20 protein-coding genes are annotated in these 16980 nt (G+C 62.3%); 1 reads left to right on the top strand and 19 read right to left on the bottom strand.

The window, feature by feature from the left end:
• Nucleotides 1–3 precede the first annotated feature (3 nt).
• The 14 genes from CQW31_RS08470 to trmJ form a co-directional block, all read right to left on the bottom strand.
• Nucleotides 4–1038, bottom strand: a complete 1035-nt coding sequence (locus tag CQW31_RS08470; RefSeq protein WP_054887570.1) for a RodZ domain-containing protein — start codon at nt 1036–1038, stop codon at nt 4–6.
• Nucleotides 1035–1796, bottom strand: coding sequence for a type IV pilus biogenesis/stability protein PilW (pilW, locus tag CQW31_RS08465; protein ID WP_099814289.1), 762 nt, complete (start codon nt 1794–1796; stop codon nt 1035–1037). The genes CQW31_RS08470 and pilW overlap by 4 nt, the downstream gene beginning before the upstream one ends.
• Nucleotides 1797–1809: 13 nt before the next feature.
• Nucleotides 1810–2955 carry a 23S rRNA (adenine(2503)-C(2))-methyltransferase RlmN gene (gene rlmN / locus CQW31_RS08460; RefSeq protein ID WP_054887568.1) on the bottom strand — a complete coding sequence of 382 codons (1146 nt, stop codon included), beginning with the start codon at nt 2953–2955 and terminating at the stop codon, nt 1810–1812.
• Nucleotides 2956–2983: 28 nt separating this feature from the next.
• On the bottom strand, nt 2984–3409 hold the full coding sequence (gene ndk, locus CQW31_RS08455; protein ID WP_054887567.1) for a nucleoside-diphosphate kinase: 426 nt from the start codon (nt 3407–3409) through the stop codon (nt 2984–2986).
• 90 nt (nt 3410–3499) lie between these two features.
• The gene (gene iscX, locus CQW31_RS08450; RefSeq protein WP_023382209.1) at nt 3500–3700 is read right to left on the bottom strand and encodes a Fe-S cluster assembly protein IscX; all 201 of its coding nucleotides are present in this window, start codon (nt 3698–3700) and stop codon (nt 3500–3502) included.
• Nucleotides 3701–3710: 10 nt separating this feature from the next.
• Entirely contained in the window at nt 3711–4052 is a 342-nt protein-coding gene (gene fdx / locus CQW31_RS08445; protein WP_054887566.1) for an ISC system 2Fe-2S type ferredoxin, read from the bottom strand.
• 3 nt (nt 4053–4055) lie between these two features.
• Nucleotides 4056–5918 carry a Fe-S protein assembly chaperone HscA gene (gene hscA, locus CQW31_RS08440; protein ID WP_099814288.1) on the bottom strand — a complete coding sequence of 621 codons (1863 nt, stop codon included), beginning with the start codon at nt 5916–5918 and terminating at the stop codon, nt 4056–4058.
• A gap of 42 nt (nt 5919–5960) precedes the next feature.
• Nucleotides 5961–6482, bottom strand: a complete 522-nt coding sequence (gene hscB / locus CQW31_RS08435) for a co-chaperone HscB (protein WP_054887564.1) — start codon at nt 6480–6482, stop codon at nt 5961–5963.
• Nucleotides 6483–6490: 8 nt separating this feature from the next.
• Nucleotides 6491–6814: an iron-sulfur cluster assembly protein IscA gene (iscA, locus tag CQW31_RS08430; protein WP_023630636.1), complete on the bottom strand. Its 324-nt coding sequence runs from the start codon at nt 6812–6814 to the stop codon at nt 6491–6493.
• A gap of 35 nt (nt 6815–6849) precedes the next feature.
• On the bottom strand, nt 6850–7236 hold the full coding sequence (gene iscU, locus CQW31_RS08425; RefSeq protein WP_007929523.1) for a Fe-S cluster assembly scaffold IscU: 387 nt from the start codon (nt 7234–7236) through the stop codon (nt 6850–6852).
• A 46-nt stretch (nt 7237–7282) separates the two neighbouring features.
• Nucleotides 7283–8497: an IscS subfamily cysteine desulfurase gene (locus CQW31_RS08420; RefSeq protein WP_027920282.1), complete on the bottom strand. Its 1215-nt coding sequence runs from the start codon at nt 8495–8497 to the stop codon at nt 7283–7285.
• Between the two features lie 46 nt (nt 8498–8543).
• A complete protein-coding gene (iscR, locus tag CQW31_RS08415) occupies nt 8544–9035 on the bottom strand; it encodes a Fe-S cluster assembly transcriptional regulator IscR (RefSeq protein ID WP_054887562.1) in 492 nt (163 codons plus the stop codon).
• 179 nt (nt 9036–9214) lie between these two features.
• A complete protein-coding gene (gene cysE / locus CQW31_RS08410) occupies nt 9215–10003 on the bottom strand; it encodes a serine O-acetyltransferase (RefSeq protein ID WP_054887561.1) in 789 nt (262 codons plus the stop codon).
• A gap of 3 nt (nt 10004–10006) precedes the next feature.
• On the bottom strand, nt 10007–10777 hold the full coding sequence (trmJ, locus tag CQW31_RS08405) for a tRNA (cytosine(32)/uridine(32)-2'-O)-methyltransferase TrmJ (protein ID WP_054887560.1): 771 nt from the start codon (nt 10775–10777) through the stop codon (nt 10007–10009).
• 151 nt (nt 10778–10928) lie between these two features.
• On the opposite strand from trmJ, the gene suhB reads away from it, so the two are divergent.
• Nucleotides 10929–11747 carry an inositol-phosphate phosphatase gene (suhB, locus tag CQW31_RS08400; protein ID WP_054887559.1) on the top strand — a complete coding sequence of 273 codons (819 nt, stop codon included), beginning with the start codon at nt 10929–10931 and terminating at the stop codon, nt 11745–11747.
• A gap of 228 nt (nt 11748–11975) precedes the next feature.
• Here the strand turns inward: suhB and CQW31_RS08395 are convergent, their stop codons facing one another.
• The 5 genes from CQW31_RS08395 to tgt all read right to left on the bottom strand — a co-directional run bounded on the left by CQW31_RS08395 (nt 11976) and on the right by tgt (nt 16976).
• Nucleotides 11976–12518: a glycine zipper 2TM domain-containing protein gene (locus CQW31_RS08395; protein WP_054887558.1), complete on the bottom strand. Its 543-nt coding sequence runs from the start codon at nt 12516–12518 to the stop codon at nt 11976–11978.
• 118 nt (nt 12519–12636) lie between these two features.
• Nucleotides 12637–13545 (bottom strand): protein translocase subunit SecF, encoded by a 909-nt coding sequence (gene secF / locus CQW31_RS08390; protein WP_054887557.1) that lies wholly within the window; start codon nt 13543–13545, stop codon nt 12637–12639.
• A gap of 10 nt (nt 13546–13555) precedes the next feature.
• On the bottom strand, nt 13556–15418 hold the full coding sequence (secD, locus tag CQW31_RS08385) for a protein translocase subunit SecD (RefSeq protein ID WP_099814287.1): 1863 nt from the start codon (nt 15416–15418) through the stop codon (nt 13556–13558).
• A gap of 64 nt (nt 15419–15482) precedes the next feature.
• Nucleotides 15483–15818: a preprotein translocase subunit YajC gene (gene yajC, locus CQW31_RS08380; RefSeq protein ID WP_008092587.1), complete on the bottom strand. Its 336-nt coding sequence runs from the start codon at nt 15816–15818 to the stop codon at nt 15483–15485.
• A gap of 42 nt (nt 15819–15860) precedes the next feature.
• Entirely contained in the window at nt 15861–16976 is a 1116-nt protein-coding gene (gene tgt / locus CQW31_RS08375; RefSeq protein ID WP_176510082.1) for a tRNA guanosine(34) transglycosylase Tgt, read from the bottom strand.
• Nucleotides 16977–16980 lie beyond the last annotated feature (4 nt).

The following is a 16980-nucleotide window of genomic DNA, read 5'->3' as shown; positions in this document are numbered from 1 at the left end:
GACTTACTGTCCCAACTTCAGGCGAGCGGTCTCGCCACTGGTGAACGGGGCAACATCGACGGCCTGGCCGTTGTAGCTGACCTGGGCGCCACGGGCAAAGCCCAGGCGGACCGCGAACGGCGGCTTGCCGGTCAGCTCGAGGTTGTCCCCCTTGCGCTTGATGGCGCTGAACAGCACCTTGCCGTTGCCATCGGACACCTGGGTCCAGCAATCGGCGGTGAACTGGATTGCAACCTTGGCGCTGCCGGCCGGCACGGCCACAGGCGCGGCAGGCTCAGCGGCGGTGGCCGGCACGCTGGCGACTGGCGCGGCCGACGTTAACGGTGCCACCGGAGCCGCAGGGGCCGGTGCGGGCGCGGCAGCATGGACCGGTGCCTGCTGCACCTGAACAGGAGCAGGCGCGGGTGCAGGCGTAGCAGTCGCAGCCGGGGCGGCCTCGCTGGTGGTTTCGGCTGCCGCCTCGGCGGGGGCCTGCTCCAGCGCCAGCGGTGCGCTTTCAGGCTGCTGGCCCGCGGTCACTGCCTGGTCTTCAGGTTCGTCCAGCGGATGAATCTGGGTGGTGCCGTCGGCACTTTCGACTTCCACGTGCTCCAGCGCCATCTTGGCCAGGTCCTTGCCTTTCAAGCTGCCCTGATCCTGCCACCAGATGAAGCTGCCGCCGACCACTGCAACCAGAAGCAGCAAGGTGACGCCACGCATGATGTTGTGGGAAAGCCGCACCGGCTCTTCGATACGGCCCAGGGAGTGCACATCACTGCCCTTGGCATGAGTACCGGTGTACTGGTCGAAGGCCTCGACCAGCGGCGCTTGGTCCATGTCCATCAACTTGGCGTAGGCGCGGATGTAACCACGCGCGAAGGTATGCCCTGGCAGCTTGTCGAAGGCACCGGTTTCCACGTGGTTCAGCGAACTTACGGTGAGGTTGAGCTTGCGGGCCACCTCGGCTTGCGACCACTCCCGTTTCTCGCGGGCCTGGCGCAACAGCTCACCGGGGTTCTGGCCAGTCGCTGCTGCTACTTCGGGATGCGCGGCTTTCATCGTTGCTCCGACAGGTATTGCTGATATTCCGGCGTACCGGGATAAAGTCGTTGTAATTGCTGGCCCAGATCGGCCAGGGTGCCCTGCTCGCCGAATACCCGGGCAAGGCGGCTGCCCAGCAAAAGGCTACGGGCGTTGTGATCGCTCAATTGGCTGAAACGATCGTAGTAATCCCGGGCCGGCACATAATGCCTGTTTTCGAAGGACAACTCAGCCATTTCCAGCAGCGCTCTGGGCTGGCGTCGGTTGAGTTGCAGGGCCTTGGTCAGATACGCATGTGCCTGATCGCGCTTGTCGAGCTCCAGGGCCGTCAGGCCAAGGTTCTCGTACACCCGCGAACGCTCAGGATACAGGGTATCGGCACTGGCCAGGCGAAACATCTGCTCGGCTTCGGCGAAACGTTGCTGAGCATATAGGAAACTGCCGTAGTTGTTGCGAATTCGCGTATCACCCGGGCGGGCTGCAAGGGCTTTCTCGAAGTGCGCCTGGGCAAGAGCTGGCTCGCCTTCGGCCTGGAACACCAGGGACATGGCGGCGTGAGCGTCGGCATCCGCAGCATCCAGCGCCAAGGCCTTGGCCAAGGGGGCCTTGGCCTGCTGGGTCAAACCTTGTTGCAAATAACCCAGGCCAAGCTGCGTATAGGCATGCGCTGCCTCTGCCCGCCCCTGACGGTTGGCCAGGGGATCGCTCGCGCCGCCCGACACGCAGCCGGCGAGCAGCGAAAGCGCAAGGATCGACAGCGCGGCGCGCAGGCTCATGGCAAGGCCAGACTCAGTGACGCACGGCGCTGTCTTGCAGCTCGGCGTCAGCGGACAGCTGGCGGACGGCGATGTAGCGCTCGCTGCGGCGGGTGCGGTCGTTGACCTGGCCGACCAGCTGACCACAGGCGGCGTCGATATCGTCGCCACGGGTGGTACGGGTGGTAACGTTGAAACCACCGTGGTGCAGCAGGTCCTGGAAGCGGCGGATGGCGTTGTTGCTCGGCCGCTCGTAACCCGAATGCGGGAACGGGTTGAATGGGATCAGGTTGATCTTGCACGGAACGTCGCGCAGCAGCTCGATCATCTGCGCCGCATGCTCGGGCTGGTCGTTGACGTCCTTGAGCAGGGTGTACTCGATGGTCAGCACACGCTTGCCGCCCAAGGTCGACATGTAGCCCATGCACGACTCCAGCAGCATCTTCAGCGGGTACTTCTTGTTGATCGGCACCAGCTGGTTGCGCAGTTCGTCGTTCGGCGCATGCAGCGACAGCGCCAGGGACACGTCGATGTGCTTGGCCAGTTCGTCGATCATCGGCACCACGCCCGAGGTGGACAGGGTGACGCGACGCTTGGAAATGCCATAGCCCAGGTCATCCATCATGATGTGCATGGCGGCAATGACGTTGTCGAAGTTCAGCAGGGGCTCGCCCATGCCCATCATGACCACGTTGGTAATTGCGCGGTCGATCTTGGCCGGGACGGTCCCGAAGGATTTGTTCGCAAGCCACACCTGGCCGATCACCTCGGCGGCGGTGAGGTTGCTGTTGAAGCCTTGCTTGCCGGTGGAGCAGAAACTGCAGTCCAGGGCGCAGCCGGCTTGCGACGAGACGCAGAGGGTACCGCGGTCGTCGGTAGGGATGTAGACGGTCTCGACGCAGCTGCCGGAGGCAACGCGGATCACCCATTTGCGGGTGCCGTCGGCGGAAATGTCTTCACTGACCACTTCCGGGGGGCGAATCTCGGCAACGGCCTCGAGCTTTTCGCGCAAGACCTTGCCTACGTTGGTCATGGCCGCAAAGTCGGACACGCCAAAATGGTGAATCCATTTCATCACCTGGCCGGCACGGAAGCGCTTCTCCCCTATCGAGTCGAAGAACTTTTCCATTTCCGGCTGGGTCAGCCCCAACAGGTTGATTTTGCCAGTAGATGTCGTCATGGATTCACCCTCACCCGTAAGCTTTCGCTTAGCGAGTGGTTACCTCGGTAGCAGCGAAGAAGTAAGCGATTTCGCGAGCAGCAGCAGCTTCGGAGTCCGAACCGTGAACGGCGTTGGCGTCGATCGATTCTGCGAAGTCAGCACGGATGGTGCCAGGAGCAGCTTCTTTCGGGTTGGTAGCGCCCATCAGCTCACGGTTCAGAGCGATGGCGTTTTCGCCTTCCAGAACCTGAACAACGACCGGACCGGAAGTCATGAAGGCAACCAGGTCAGCGAAGAAGCCGCGCTCTTTGTGCTCGGCGTAGAAGCCTTCGGCTTCGGCTTTGGACAGTTGCTTGATTTTCGAGGCAACGATTTTCAGGCCAGCTTCTTCGAAGCGGGTAGTGATCTTGCCGATGACGTTCTTGGCAACGGCGTCAGGCTTGATGATCGAGAAAGTACGTTGAACAGCCATGGAAAACTCCAGAATATTGAGTGTTACGAAAAATTAAACCCGCGAATTATACGCGGGTTCCAGGGGATTGCCTAACCTGCAGCGTCACGCTTAGTCGGCTTCTTCGATCCAGGCCGCCTGGATGGCCTCTAGCACTTTCTCACCGCCACGTGACGGATCGTCGCTGAACTCTGGCAGGGCCAGCACCCAGCGGTGCAGATCGACGAAATTCACATATCTAGGATCGACGTCCGGCTTGCTTTCCGCAAGCTGGATGGCGATCTCAAGTACATCAATCCATTTCAGGCTCATCGGGCAAACCTCAGTGCGGCGCTTCGGCAGCGTGGTTGAGCGAATACTTAGGAATCTCGATGGTGAGGTCATCCTCACCGACGATCACCTGGCAGGCCAGGCGCGACTGCGCCTCCAGGCCCCAGGCCTTGTCCAGCATATCCTCTTCCAGCTCGTCGGCTTCCTCGAGCGAGTCGAAGCCTTCGCGCACGATGCAGTGGCAGGTGGTGCAGGCGCACACGCCGCCGCACGCGCTTTCCATCTCGATGTGGTGCTCGTGGGCCAACTCCAGGATGTTGGTTCCTGGCTCTACCTCGACCACCAGCCCGTCCGGGCAGAACTTCTCGTGCGGCAGGAAAATCACCTGGGGCATCGGTTACTCCTCGATCTCATTCAGGTTGCGCCCGGCCAGTGCGGCTTTGACCGTCGAATCAAGGCGGCGGGCGGCAAAGGCATCGGTCACCTGCGACAGACGCTTGGTCTGCTGCTCGATGGCTGCGCCATCGGTGCCGCTGAGCAAATCACGCAATTCTTGCATCTGATACTCGATGGCGACCCGCTCGTCTTCGCTGAGCAGGCGGTCACCGTCGGCATCCAGGGCGCCCTGCACCGCTTCGAGCAGGCGTTCGCCGTCAACCTGATGCTCACGCAGCTGGCGCGCCTGCTTGTCGGAACCGGCGTGCTCGAAGGAATCCTTGAGCATGCGGGCGATCTCGCCGTCGGTCAGGCCGTAGGACGGCTTGACCTGAATGCTGGCCTCCACGCCCGAACCCAGTTCACGGGCAGCAACGCTGAGCAGGCCGTCGGCGTCGACCTGGAAGGTCACGCGTATCTTGGCAGCGCCAGCCACCATGGCCGGAATGCCGCGCAACTCGAAGCGCGCCAGGGAGCGGCAATCGCTGATCAGCTCGCGCTCGCCCTGCAGAACATGGATCATCATGGCCGACTGGCCATCTTTGTACGTGGTGAATTCCTGGGCACGGGCCACCGGAATGGTGGTGTTGCGCGGGATCACCTTCTCCATCAGCCCGCCCATGGTCTCGAGACCCAGGGACAGTGGGATGACATCGAGCAGCAGCAGTTCGCCACCTTCGCGGCGGTTGCCGGCCAGGGTATCAGCCTGAATGGCCGCGCCGATGGCCACTACCTGGTCAGGGTCGATCGAAGTCAGCGGGGTGCGACCAAACAACGCACCGACAGCTTCCCGAACACGCGGAACGCGGGTCGAACCACCGACCATCACCACTGCGCCGACCTCCTCCAGCTCGATGCCACTGTCGCGCACGGCGCGGCGGCAGGCTTTCAGGCTGCGGGCAACCAGGGGCTCGATCATGGCTTCGAAGGCGGCGCGGCTCAGCTCGCCCGCCCAGGCGCCGTGGCTGACACGGACGGTGTCGGCATCGGTCAGGGCTTCCTTGGCTGCGCAGGCAGCCTGCAGCAGCTGACGCTGGGTGGCCGGATCGAGATCGGCGGACAGGCCGGCCTGCGCGATGATCCAGCCAGCAATGGCGTGGTCGAAGTCGTCGCCACCCAGCGCGGTATCGCCACCGGTGGCCAGCACTTCGAACACGCCGGCAGTCAGGCGCAGGATGGAAATATCGAAGGTGCCGCCACCCAGGTCATAGATGGCCACCAGGCCTTCGGCGTTCTGGTCCAGGCCATAGGCCACGGCAGCGGCGGTCGGCTCGTTGAGCAGGCGCAGCACGCTCAGGCCGGCCAGGCGTGCGGCATCCTTGGTAGCCTGGCGCTGGGCGTCGTCGAAATAGGCCGGCACCGTGATCACCGCGCCCACCAACTCGCCACCCAGGGTGGCTTCGGCACGCTCGCGCAGCACCTTGAGGATGTCGGCGGACACTTCCACCGGGCTTTTCGGCCCTTGGACGGTGTCGATGAACGGCATGTGCGACTCACCGCCGATAAAGCGGTACGGCAGTTGCTCACCAAGCTGCTTGACGTCTGCCAGGCCACGGCCCATCAGGCGCTTGACCGACAGCACGGTGTTCAGCGGGTCGCTGGAAGCTGCTTCGCGCGCGGCCAGGCCGACTTCGCTGTGGCCAGCCAGGTATCGCACCGCCGAAGGCAGAATGACGTTGCCCTGCGCATCGGGCAGGGGCTCGCTGCGACCGCTGCGCACGGCAGCGACCAGTGAATTGGTGGTACCCAGGTCGATCCCCACCGCCAGGCGGCGCTGGTGCGGCTGAGGGCTTTGACCGGGTTCGGCGATCTGCAGTAGGGCCATGCTTATCTGAATACCTTAGGCGTCATCACGGGCGACGCCGGGTTAATCGTCGAGGCGCTCTTCCAGTTGGCGCACTTCTTGGGCGAGCTTGTCGAGGAACTGCATGCGGCGCATCAGGCGCTCGGCCTTGTCGCGCTCGGCAGGCAGGTCCCAGCAGGCGGCGAAATCCTCGTTGAGCGTGTCCTGGGCGACCTTCAGGCGCTTCTTGAACACCGCCACGCCATCGAGGTCGGCTTCGTCCTGCAGCTCTTCGAGCTCCTCGCGCCATTGCATCTGCTGCATCAGGAAATCAGGGTCATGGACCGTGACTTCCTGGGGCACTTCGTGGCCACCGATAGCCAGCAGGTAGCGGGCACGGCGCGGCGCACTGCGCAGGGTCTGGTAGGCGTCGTTGAGAGCCGCCGACTTTTCCAGCGCTACCCGCTGCTCGCGCTCGGAGGCGTCGGCAAAGCGGTCCGGATGGACCTCGCGCGCCAGCTCGCGGTAGCGAGTGGCCAGTTTGTCGAGGTCCAGGCGGAAGCTGGGTTGGAGGTCAAACAGAGCGAAATGACAAGGAGTACCCACGGCCAGCCTCAGACGTTGAAGCTTTCGCCGCAGCCACACTCACCGCGCACGTTGGGGTTGTTGAACTTGAAGCCTTCGTTCAACCCTTCCTTGACGAAGTCCAGCTCGGTGCCATCGAGGTAGACCAGGCTCTTGGGATCGATGATCACCTTGACGCCATGGTTCTCGAACACCTGGTCCTCTGCGGCCAGCTCGTCGACGAACTCCAGCACGTAGGCCAGGCCCGAGCAGCCGGTGGTGCGCACGCCCAGGCGAATGCCCTCACCCTTGCCGCGCCCGTCGAGGGAGCGGCGAATGTGGTTGGCGGCGGCTTCTGTCATGCTGATAGCCATCGGAACTCCTTGACTCTTACCTTGCAACGGGCGGCTTAGATCAAGCCTTTCTTCTGCTTGTAGTCGCGAACGGCTGCCTTGATGGCATCTTCGGCGAGTACCGAGCAGTGGATCTTCACTGGCGGCAACGCCAGTTCTTCCGCCAGCTGGGTGTTCTTGATGGTTTCGGCTTCGTCCAGGGTCTTGCCCTTCATCCACTCGGTGGCGAGGGAGCTGGAAGCGATGGCCGAACCGCAGCCGTAAGTCTTGAACTTGGCGTCTTCGATGATGCCTTGCTCGTTGACCTTGATCTGCAGACGCATCACGTCACCGCACGCTGGAGCGCCGACCATGCCGGTACCGACATCCGGGTCCTCGGCGTTCATCTTGCCGACGTTGCGTGGGTTTTCGTAGTGGTCGATGACCTTTTCACTGTATGCCATGGTGCAATTCCTTCCTCATCAGGGAGCCGCTCTTGCCGGCGACTGCTTAGTGGGCGGCCCACTCGATCTTGGAGATGTCAACGCCGTCTTTGTACATGTCCCACAGCGGCGACAGCTCACGCAGTTTGTTGACGGCCATGCAGACTTGCTGCGCGGCGTAGTCGACTTCTTCTTCGGTGGTGAAACGGCCGAAGGAGAAGCGGATCGAGCTGTGCGCCAGCTCGTCGTTGCGGCCCAGAGCGCGCAGTACATACGACGGCTCGAGCGAAGCGGAGGTACAGGCCGAACCGGACGATACGGCGATGTCCTTCAGGGACATCAGCAGCGACTCGCCTTCGACGTAGTTGAAGCTCAGGTTCAGGTTGTGCGGCACGCGGGCAGTCTTGCTGCCGTTGACGTACAGCTCTTCGAGGTCCGAGACCTGCTTGAAGAAGCGGTCGCTCAGGGCCTTGATGCGCACGTTCTCGGCGGCCATTTCCTGCTTGGCGATGGCGAAGGCCTCGCCCATGCCGACGATCTGGTGAGTCGGCAGGGTGCCCGAACGCATGCCGCGCTCATGGCCACCGCCGTGAATGATGGCTTCCAGACGCACGCGCGGCTTGCGGCTGACGTACAGCGCACCGATGCCTTTAGGGCCGTAGACCTTGTGCGCCGAGAACGACATCAGGTCGACCTTCAGCTTCTGCAGGTCGATTTCGACCTTGCCGGCGGACTGGGCGGCATCGACATGGAACAGCACGCCGCGTGAACGGGTCAGCTCACCGATGGCGGCGATGTCGTTGATCGAGCCGACTTCGTTGTTCACATGCATCAGCGAGACCAGGATGGTGTCGTCGCGCAGGGCGGCTTCGACCATGGCCGGGGTGACGATGCCGTCTTCGCCCGGTTCCAGGTAGGTGACTTCGAAACCTTCGCGCTCGAGCTGGCGAGCGGTATCCAGGACCGCCTTGTGCTCGATCTTGGAGGTGATGATGTGCTTGCCCTTGGTCTGATAGAAGTGCGCCACACCTTTCAGGGCGAGGTTGTCGGACTCGGTGGCACCGCTGGTCCAGACGATTTCGCGCGGGTCGGCGTTGATCAGCTCGGCAACCTGGCGGCGGCCGTTCTCGACCGCTTCCTCGGCCTTCCAGCCGAACACGTGGGAACGGGAGGCCGGGTTACCGAAGTTGCCGTCGACCAGCAGGCAGTCGGCCATCTTCTGGGCGACACGTGGGTCGACCGGCGTGGTAGCGGAGTAATCGAGGTAGATCGGCAACTTCATGGGTATCTCCTATCAGGCGGTGGCGTCGCTCGTCACTGTTAAGCGGTCAGTCGACGGCGGACGTCTCAATCTTGTCCAGCAGGGCGGTACGGCCTGCGACACGCCGCAGGTCCTGGCGCTGGGCGACTTCCTGCACCTCACGGCGCATGACAAGGTCAGCCAGGCTGATGCCACTGAGGAATTCGTGAATCTGCTGGCTGAGGTCGCACCACAGGTGGTGGGTCAGGCAGGTGTCACCGGCATGGCAATCCCCGAGGCCCTGGCAACGGGTGGCATCGACCGACTCGTTGACCGCGTCGATGACCTGGGCCACCTGGATGGTTTCCATGCCGCGCGACAGCTGGTAGCCACCGCCCGGACCGCGCACACTGGAAACCAGGCTGCTGCGGCGCAGCTTGGCGAACAGCTGTTCCAGATAAGAGAGGGAAATGCCCTGGCGCTCGGAAATGTCGGCCAAAGACACCGGCCCATGCTGCGCGTGCAATGCCAGGTCGAGCATGGCAGTGACGGCGTATCGGCCTTTGGTAGTCAGTCGCATGGCTAATGGGTACCACGGGAGTTACGGGATGTGTGCGAGTATGCGATTCCCGAGCATTTAAGTCAACTATTAGACCTACTGCTTTAGTCGGGTTTGCATCAGGGAGGCGGGCGCGAGTGTAGCAGCAATGGGGCGCGAGCACACGCCCCATATGTCAGAGTGACTTCACTGCGACGCAATCAATGCGACTGAGTGTCGCGCTGGGCCGCCTGGGTTTCGACCGCGAAGTCATCTTCCGGCAACTTCGGCAGCTCCTTGGCACAATAGTCACTGCCCATCTTGGTCAGCGCTCCACACATACCCTCCAGACGCTCGTCGACCGCCTGCAGATGATCAAGCATCTGGCCGATGGCACGGGCTACCGGGTCCGGCATGTCACCGCTGACGCCGTAGGCATCGAAGCCGATCTTCTCGGCCATGGCCTTGCGCCTGGCCTCGAGTTCGGTGTCCTCGCTGTTCCTGACGATGATCCGCCCCGGGATGCCAACCGCAGTAGCGCCGGCCGGAACCGCCTTGGTCACCACGGCATTGGAGCCGATCTTGGCCCCGGCGCCGACAGTGAACGGGCCAAGCACCTTGGCACCCGCCCCTACCACCACACCGTTTTCCAGGGTCGGGTGGCGCTTGCCTTTGTTCCAGCTGGTGCCGCCCAGGGTCACCCCCTGATAAAGAGTGACATCGTCGCCGATCTCGGCGGTTTCACCGATGACGATACCCATGCCGTGGTCGATGAAGAAGCGCCGACCGATGGTCGCGCCGGGATGGATCTCGATACCGGTCATCCAGCGACCGAAGTTCGACACCAGGCGCGCCAGCCACTTGAAGTCACGCTTCCACAAGGCATTGCCCAGGCGATGCAGCCAGATGGCGTGCATGCCCGGATAGCAGGTCAGCACCTCGAAGGCGTTGCGCGCCGCCGGGTCACGATGGAATACGCTCTGGATATCTTCACGCAGACGTTCGAACATCTGTCAGTCCTTCCGTTTATGCGGCTCACCCCGGGCGACCTTCTGGGTCTCGGTGAGGATGCCGCGCAAAATGCTCATTTCCGAACGATTTACCGAGCTGCGCCCGTACAGCCGGCGCAGGCGCGGCATCAGGTGCTTGGGCTTCTCGGGGTCAAGGAAGCCGATGTCCACCAGGGTTTTCTCCAGGTGTTCGTAGAACAGCTCCATTTCGTCCATGGTCGCCAGCTCGTTGCTGCGCAGCGAGTTGGCGTCGAACTTCTCGACCTTGGTAGGCGCGCCTGCCGCTGCCAGCCAGGCCATGCGCACCTCATAGGAGAGCACCTGGACTGCGGCGGCAAGGTTCAGCGAGCTGAAGTCGGGGTTCGAGGGAATGTGCACGTGGAAGTGACATCGCTGCAGTTCTTCGTTGGTCAGGCCGGCGTGCTCACGCCCGAACACCAGGGCGATCTCTTCACCACCGTTGGCGTGCTCCACGGCCTTGGCCCCGCATTCGCGCGGGTCGATCAATGGCCAGGGGATGCTGCGCTCACGAGCACTGGTGCCCATGACCAGATTGCACCCGACCAGCGCGTCCTCAAGGCTGTCGACCACCTGGGCATTGGCCAGGATATCGTCGGCGCCCGAAGCCCGCGCGGAGGCGTCGCCGGACGGGAACTCTTTTGGCTGCACCAGCACCAGACGCGACAAGCCCATGTTTTTCATGGCACGCGCAGCGCCGCCGATGTTGCCGGGGTGGCTGGTATTGACCAGAACAACACGAATATTTTGCAGCAAGGTGTTGTGCTCTCAGATGCAGGTTTGGGGGAAAACGATCTTACAGAACCGACCAGCGTAACGCCACGAAAGCAAATGTGACACTTCTGCCGCCAAACTTTTCTGCTAGAATGTTCGGCTTTCTTCTTTAACATCTCCAGGTGACCCGCCCATGCAGCCTATGCTGAATATCGCCCTGCGCGCCGCTCGCAGCGCCAGTGAACTGATTTTCCGCTCCATCGAACGCCTGGATAGCATCAAGGTCGACGAGAAAGAGGCCAAGGACTACGTCTCCGAAGTGGATCGTGCCGCCGAGCAGAGCATCGTCAACGCCCTGCGCAAGGCCTACCCGAACCACTCCATTCAAGGTGAAGAAACCGGCCTGCACGCCGGCACCGGCGAAGAAGGCAAGGACTATCTGTGGATCATCGATCCGCTGGACGGCACCACCAACTTCCTGCGTGGCATCCCGCACTTCGCTGTCAGCATCGCCTGCAAATACCGTGGCCGCCTCGAGCATGCCGTGATCGTCGACCCGGTTCGCCAGGAAGAATTCACCGCCAGCCGCGGCCGTGGCGCCCAGCTCAATGGCCGTCGCCTGCGCGTCAGCTCGCGCACCAGCCTGGACGGCGCCCTGCTGGGCACCGGCTTCCCGTTCCGTGACAACCAGATGGCTGACATGGACAACTACCTGGGCATGTTCCGCGCCCTGACTGGCCAGACCGCCGGCATCCGCCGCGCCGGCTCCGCCAGCCTGGACCTCGCCTACGTGGCCGCCGGCCGTTTCGACGCCTTCTGGGAGTCGGGCCTGTCCGAGTGGGACATGGCGGCAGGCGTGCTGCTGATCCAGGAAGCCGGTGGCCTGGTGAGCGACTTCAACGGTGGCCATGACTTCCTCGACAAGGGCCACATCGTTGCAGGCAACATCAAGTGCTTCAAGGCCGTACTGACCGCTATCCAGCCACACCTGCCAGAGAGCATGAAGCGCTAAGCGCGGATTGCAGGCATAAAAAAAGCACCCCTCGGGGTGCTTTTTTGTGCCTGACATTCAGCGCTGAACCCTAAGGCCCTATGCGATCTCTGTGGGAGCGGCCTTGTGTCGCGAAAGGGCTGCAAAGCAGCCCCGGCAATCTCTGCGAGGTCACAGATCCTGGGGGCGCTGCGCACCCCTTTCGCGACGCAAGGCCGCTCCCACAGACAGCAGCAGCCTGCACCTGACTTACTGCCCGGCTTCGCTGAGGATCAGCTTGCCATTCTTGTCCAGCGGAATGGTCGAACCCGGCTCGCGGTCCATCTTCACCTTGCCCACCTGATCACCAATGGAATAGGTCACGTTGTAACCTACCACCTTCTCGCTGATGTCGTTGACCGTGTTGCAGCGGGTTTGCGTGGTGGTGTAGGTGTCACGCTGCTGCATGCCTTCCTGCACCTTGTTACCGGCATAACCACCACCGACCGCACCGGCCACGGTGGCGATCTTCTTGCCGGTGCCGCCGCCAATCTGGTTACCCAGCAGGCCGCCGGCAATGGCACCTACCACGGTACCGGCGATCTGGTGCTGGTCCTTGACCGGCGCCTGACGCGTAACGGCGACATCCTTGCAGACCTCGCGCGGGGTCTTGACCTGTTGCTTGATCGGTTGCACGTCGGTGACCTGAGCGTACTCAGGCCCCTTGTTCACCAAGCTGTAGGTGGCAACAGCACCTCCGGCAGTAACACCGACAGCACCCAGCACAGCGCCTACGAGCATTGATTTGTTCACATGAACCTCCTGTTGTACCTGCAGGACTAACCTGCTTTCTCCCAGCCTTGGAGCGAAAAAAAAGGCGCGAGTTCAACACTCGCGCCTCTTTGGTCGCCGAACGGTGTAGGACTAATCCTTAAGGACGGTCATCCACGCCTTCGTTTTTCGCAGGTGGAATCAGGTCTTCGCTGTTCAGGTTCAGCCAGATCAGTACCACGTTGGCGATGTAGATCGACGAATAGGTACCGGCCATGACACCGATGAACAGTGCCAGCGAGAAGCCGAACAGGTTGTCGCCGCCGAAGAACAGCAGCGCAGCGATCGCCAGCAAGGTCGACACCGAGGTAGCGATGGTGCGCAGCAGGGTCTGGGTGGTCGAGACGTTGATGTTCTCGATCAGCGAGGCCTTGCGCATCACACGGAAGTTCTCACGTACCCGGTCGAAGACGACGATGGTGTCGTTCAGCGAGTAGCCGATGATCGCCAGTACCGCCGCCAGCACCGTGAGGTCGAAGGTGATCTGGAAGAACGACAGGATACCCAGGGTCACCACCACGTCGTGGATCAGCGAGACGATCGCGCCCACAGCGAACTTCCACTGGAAGCGGAAGGCCAGGTAGATGAGGATGCCACCCAGTGCCAGGAGCATGCCGAGGCCGCCCTGGTCGCGCAGCTCTTCACCCACCTGCGGGCCGACGAACTCGACGCGCTTGATAGTGGCCGGGTTGTCGCCACCGACCTTCTGCAGTGCGGCAGCAACCTTGTTGCCCAGCTGCGGGTCATCACCCGGCATGCGCACCAGCAGGTCGGTGGTGGCGCCAAAGCTCTGCACCACGGCCTCGTGGAAGCCGGAGTCGACCAGCTCTGCACGTACCGCCTTGAGGTCGGCCGGGCGCTCGTAGGTCAGCTCGATCAGCGTACCGCCGGTGAAGTCCAGGCCGAAGTTCAGGCCCTTCTGCCACCAGCTGAACAGCGCCAGCACGGTGAGGAGCACGGTGACGGCGAACGCGACATTGCGCACGCCCATGAAGTTGATGGTTTTCATCGCAGCTCCCTCAAACCCACAGCTTCTTGATGTCACGCCCGCCGCAGGTCAGGTTGACCATTGCGCGGGTCACCATGACGGCGGTGAACATCGAGGTGAAAATCCCGAGGGACATGGTGACCGCGAAGCCCTTGACCGGGCCGGTACCCATGGCGAACAGGATGCCGCCGACCAGCAGGCTGGTCAGGTTGGCGTCGATGATCGCGGTATAGGCGCGGTTGAAACCTTCGTGAATGGCGCGCTGCACCGACATACCGGCATTCAGCTCCTCACGGATACGCGAGAAGATCAGTACGTTGGCGTCCACCGCCATACCCATGGTCAACACGATACCGGCGATGCCTGGCAGGGTCAGGGTCGCGCCCAGCAGCGACATCAGCGCCAGCAGCAGGACCATGTTGCCCGCCAGGGCAACGGTGGCGATCACGCCGAAGCCGCGGTAGATGGCGATGATGAACAGCGAGACGAACAGCATGCCCCACAGCGACGCATCGATACCCTTGGTGATGTTGTCGGCACCCAGGCTTGGACCAATGGTACGTTCTTCGGCGAAGTACATCGGCGCAGCCAGACCACCGGCACGCAGCAGCAGGGCCAGTTCCGACGACTCACCCTGGCCGTTCAGGCCGGTGATACGGAACTGGCTACCCAGTGGCGACTGGATGGTCGCCAGGCTGATGATCTTTTTCTCTTCCTGGAAGCTCTGTACGGCAACGTCCTTCTCGACGCCATCGACAGTCTGCTTGACGTAGCGAGTGACCGGCTTCTGCTCGATGAAGATCACCGCCATGCTACGGCCAACGTTGCTGCGGGTGGCGCGGCTCATCAGCTCGCCACCGTGGCCATCCAGGCGAATGTTGACCTGCGGCCGGCCATGCTCGTCGAAGCTGGCCTGGGCATCGGTCACCTGGTCACCCGTGATGATCAGGCCGCGCTCGACAGCAGCGGAACGGTTGCCTTCACGGAACTCGAAGACCTCGGTAGTGGCCTTGGAAGCGCCCGGCTCGGCACCGAAGCGGAACTCCAGGTTGGCGGTTTTACCGAGGATACGCTTGGCTTCGGCGGTGTCCTGCACGCCCGGCAGCTCGACCACGATGCGGTTGGCGCCTTGGCGCTGCACCAGCGGCTCGGCCACGCCCAGCTCGTTCACACGGTTGCGGACGGTGGTCAGGTTCTGCTTGATCGAGTACTCGCGGATCTCGGCGACTTTCGCCTGGGTCAGCGCCAGACGCAGCACGGCGAGCTCGTTGCGCTCGGTGGTGGTCAGGTCGAAGTCATTGAAATTCTTGCGGATCAGGGCGCGTGCCTGCTCGCGGGTAGCATCGTCAGCGAAGCCCAGCATTACGCCGCCATCCTGCTGCGGCAGGCTGCGGTAGCGGATGCGCTCTTTGCGCAGCAAGGTCTTGACCTCGCCTTCGTAGACTTTCATGCGGGCGCTCATCGCCTTGTCCATGTCCACTTCGAGCAGGAAGTGCACACCACCGGACAGGTCCAGGCCCAGCTTCATCGGGCTTGCACCCAGGTTGCGCAGCCATTGCGGGGTAGTCTGGGCCAGGTTCAGGGCCACGACATAATCATCGCCCAGTGCCTTGCGCACGACATCCTTGGCTGGCAGTTGATCTTCCTGGTTGGTCAGGCGAATCAGCCCACTGCCCTTCTCACCCAGGCTCGCGCCCTTGACGGTGATACCGGCATCGACCAGCGCCTTGCTGACGCGATCGAGGTCGGCCTGGTTGACCCGCAGCGCCGAGCTGGCACCGCTGATCTGCACCGCCGGATCATCCGGGTAGAGGTTGGGAGCGGAATAAATGAAACCGATCGCCAGTACCACCAGGATCAGTGCGTATTTCCACAGAGGGTATTTGTTCAGCATCACGCCGCCCGTTCAAGACGCGGGGCGCTTTGCGCGCCCCGACTGGAAAAATGAAACCGGTAACTCAGATAGCCTTGAGCGTACCTTTTGGCAGGGTGGCCGCGATGGCACCCTTCTGGAACTTCAGTTCGACGGTGTCGGAAACTTCCAGGACCACGAAGTCATCGGAAACCTTGACGATCTTGCCGGCGATACCGCCGTTGGTGACAACTTCATCACCTTTCTGCAAGTTGCTCAGCAGGTTCTTCTGCTCTTTGGCGCGCTTGGCCTGCGGGCGCCAGATCATCAAGTAGAAGATGACCAGGAAACCGACCAGGAAAATCCATTCGAAACCGGTGCCGGCTGGGCCAGCGGCGGGTGCTGCAGCGTCCGCGTAAGCGGCGGGGATCAAGAAGCTCATTGGGCACTCCTAATGTAATGTTCTAATAATGGATGCGAACAGTCAGTCCAAAGGCGGCACAGGCAGCCCGCGTTTGGCGTAGAAGGCGTCGACAAAGGCGGCCAATTTACCCTGTTGAATAGCCTCGCGTAAACCGGCCATCAAGCGCTGGTAATGGCGCAAGTTGTGGATGGTATTCAGCATGCTGCTCAGCATTTCGCCACACTTGTCCAGATGATGGAGATAAGCGCGGGAGAAGTTGGTGCAGGTGTAGCAGTCACAGGTCGGATCCAGCGGCGAATCATCATGGCGATGGAACGCGTTGCGGATCTTGATTACCCCTGTATCGACGAACAGATGGCCGTTGCGCGCGTTGCGCGTGGGCATCACGCAGTCGAACATGTCGACGCCGCGGCGCACACCCTCAACCAGATCTTCCGGTTTGCCTACCCCCATAAGGTAACGAGGTTTGTCAGCCGGCATCTGGCCCGGCAGGTAGTCGAGCACCTTGATCATTTCGTGCTTCGGCTCGCCAACCGACAGGCCACCAATGGCCAGGCCGTCGAAGCCGATGTTTTCCAGGGCTTCCAGCGAGCGCATGCGCAGGTCCTGGTACATGCCACCCTGAACGATACCGAACAGTGCCGCCGTGTTGTCGGCGTGGGCATTCTTCGAGCGTTGGGCCCAGCGCAGCGACAGTTCCATGGAGGTGCGCGCCACGTCGTGCTCGGCCGGGTACGGCGTGCACTCGTCGAAGATCATGACGATGTCCGAGCCCAGGTCACGCTGCACCTGCATGGACTCTTCCGGGCCCATGAACACCTTGGAGCCGTCGACGGGCGAGGCGAAGGTCACGCCTTCCTCCTTGATCTTGCGCATGGCGCCCAGGCTGAACACCTGGAAACCACCGGAATCGGTGAGGATAGGGCCTTTCCATTGCATGAAGTCATGCAGGCCGTTGTGCTTCTTGATCACCTCGGTACCCGGGCGCAGCCACAGGTGGAAGGTGTTGCCGAGGATGATTTCGGCGCCGATGGCCTCGATGTCACGCGGCAGCATGCCCTTGACCGTGCCATAGGTGCCCACCGGCATGAACGCCGGGGTCTCGACCGTGCCACGGGGGAAGGTCAGCCGGCCACGACGGGCCTTGCCGTCGGTGGCCAGCAGTTCGAACGACATTCGA

The sequence above is a fragment of the Pseudomonas sp. 382 genome, assembly GCF_002759075.1.
Taxonomy (GTDB): domain Bacteria; phylum Pseudomonadota; class Gammaproteobacteria; order Pseudomonadales; family Pseudomonadaceae; genus Aquipseudomonas; species Aquipseudomonas vlassakiae.
The sequence above is the reverse complement of the archived record's forward strand: the minus strand, read 5'-3'. Positions and strand labels throughout refer to the sequence as shown.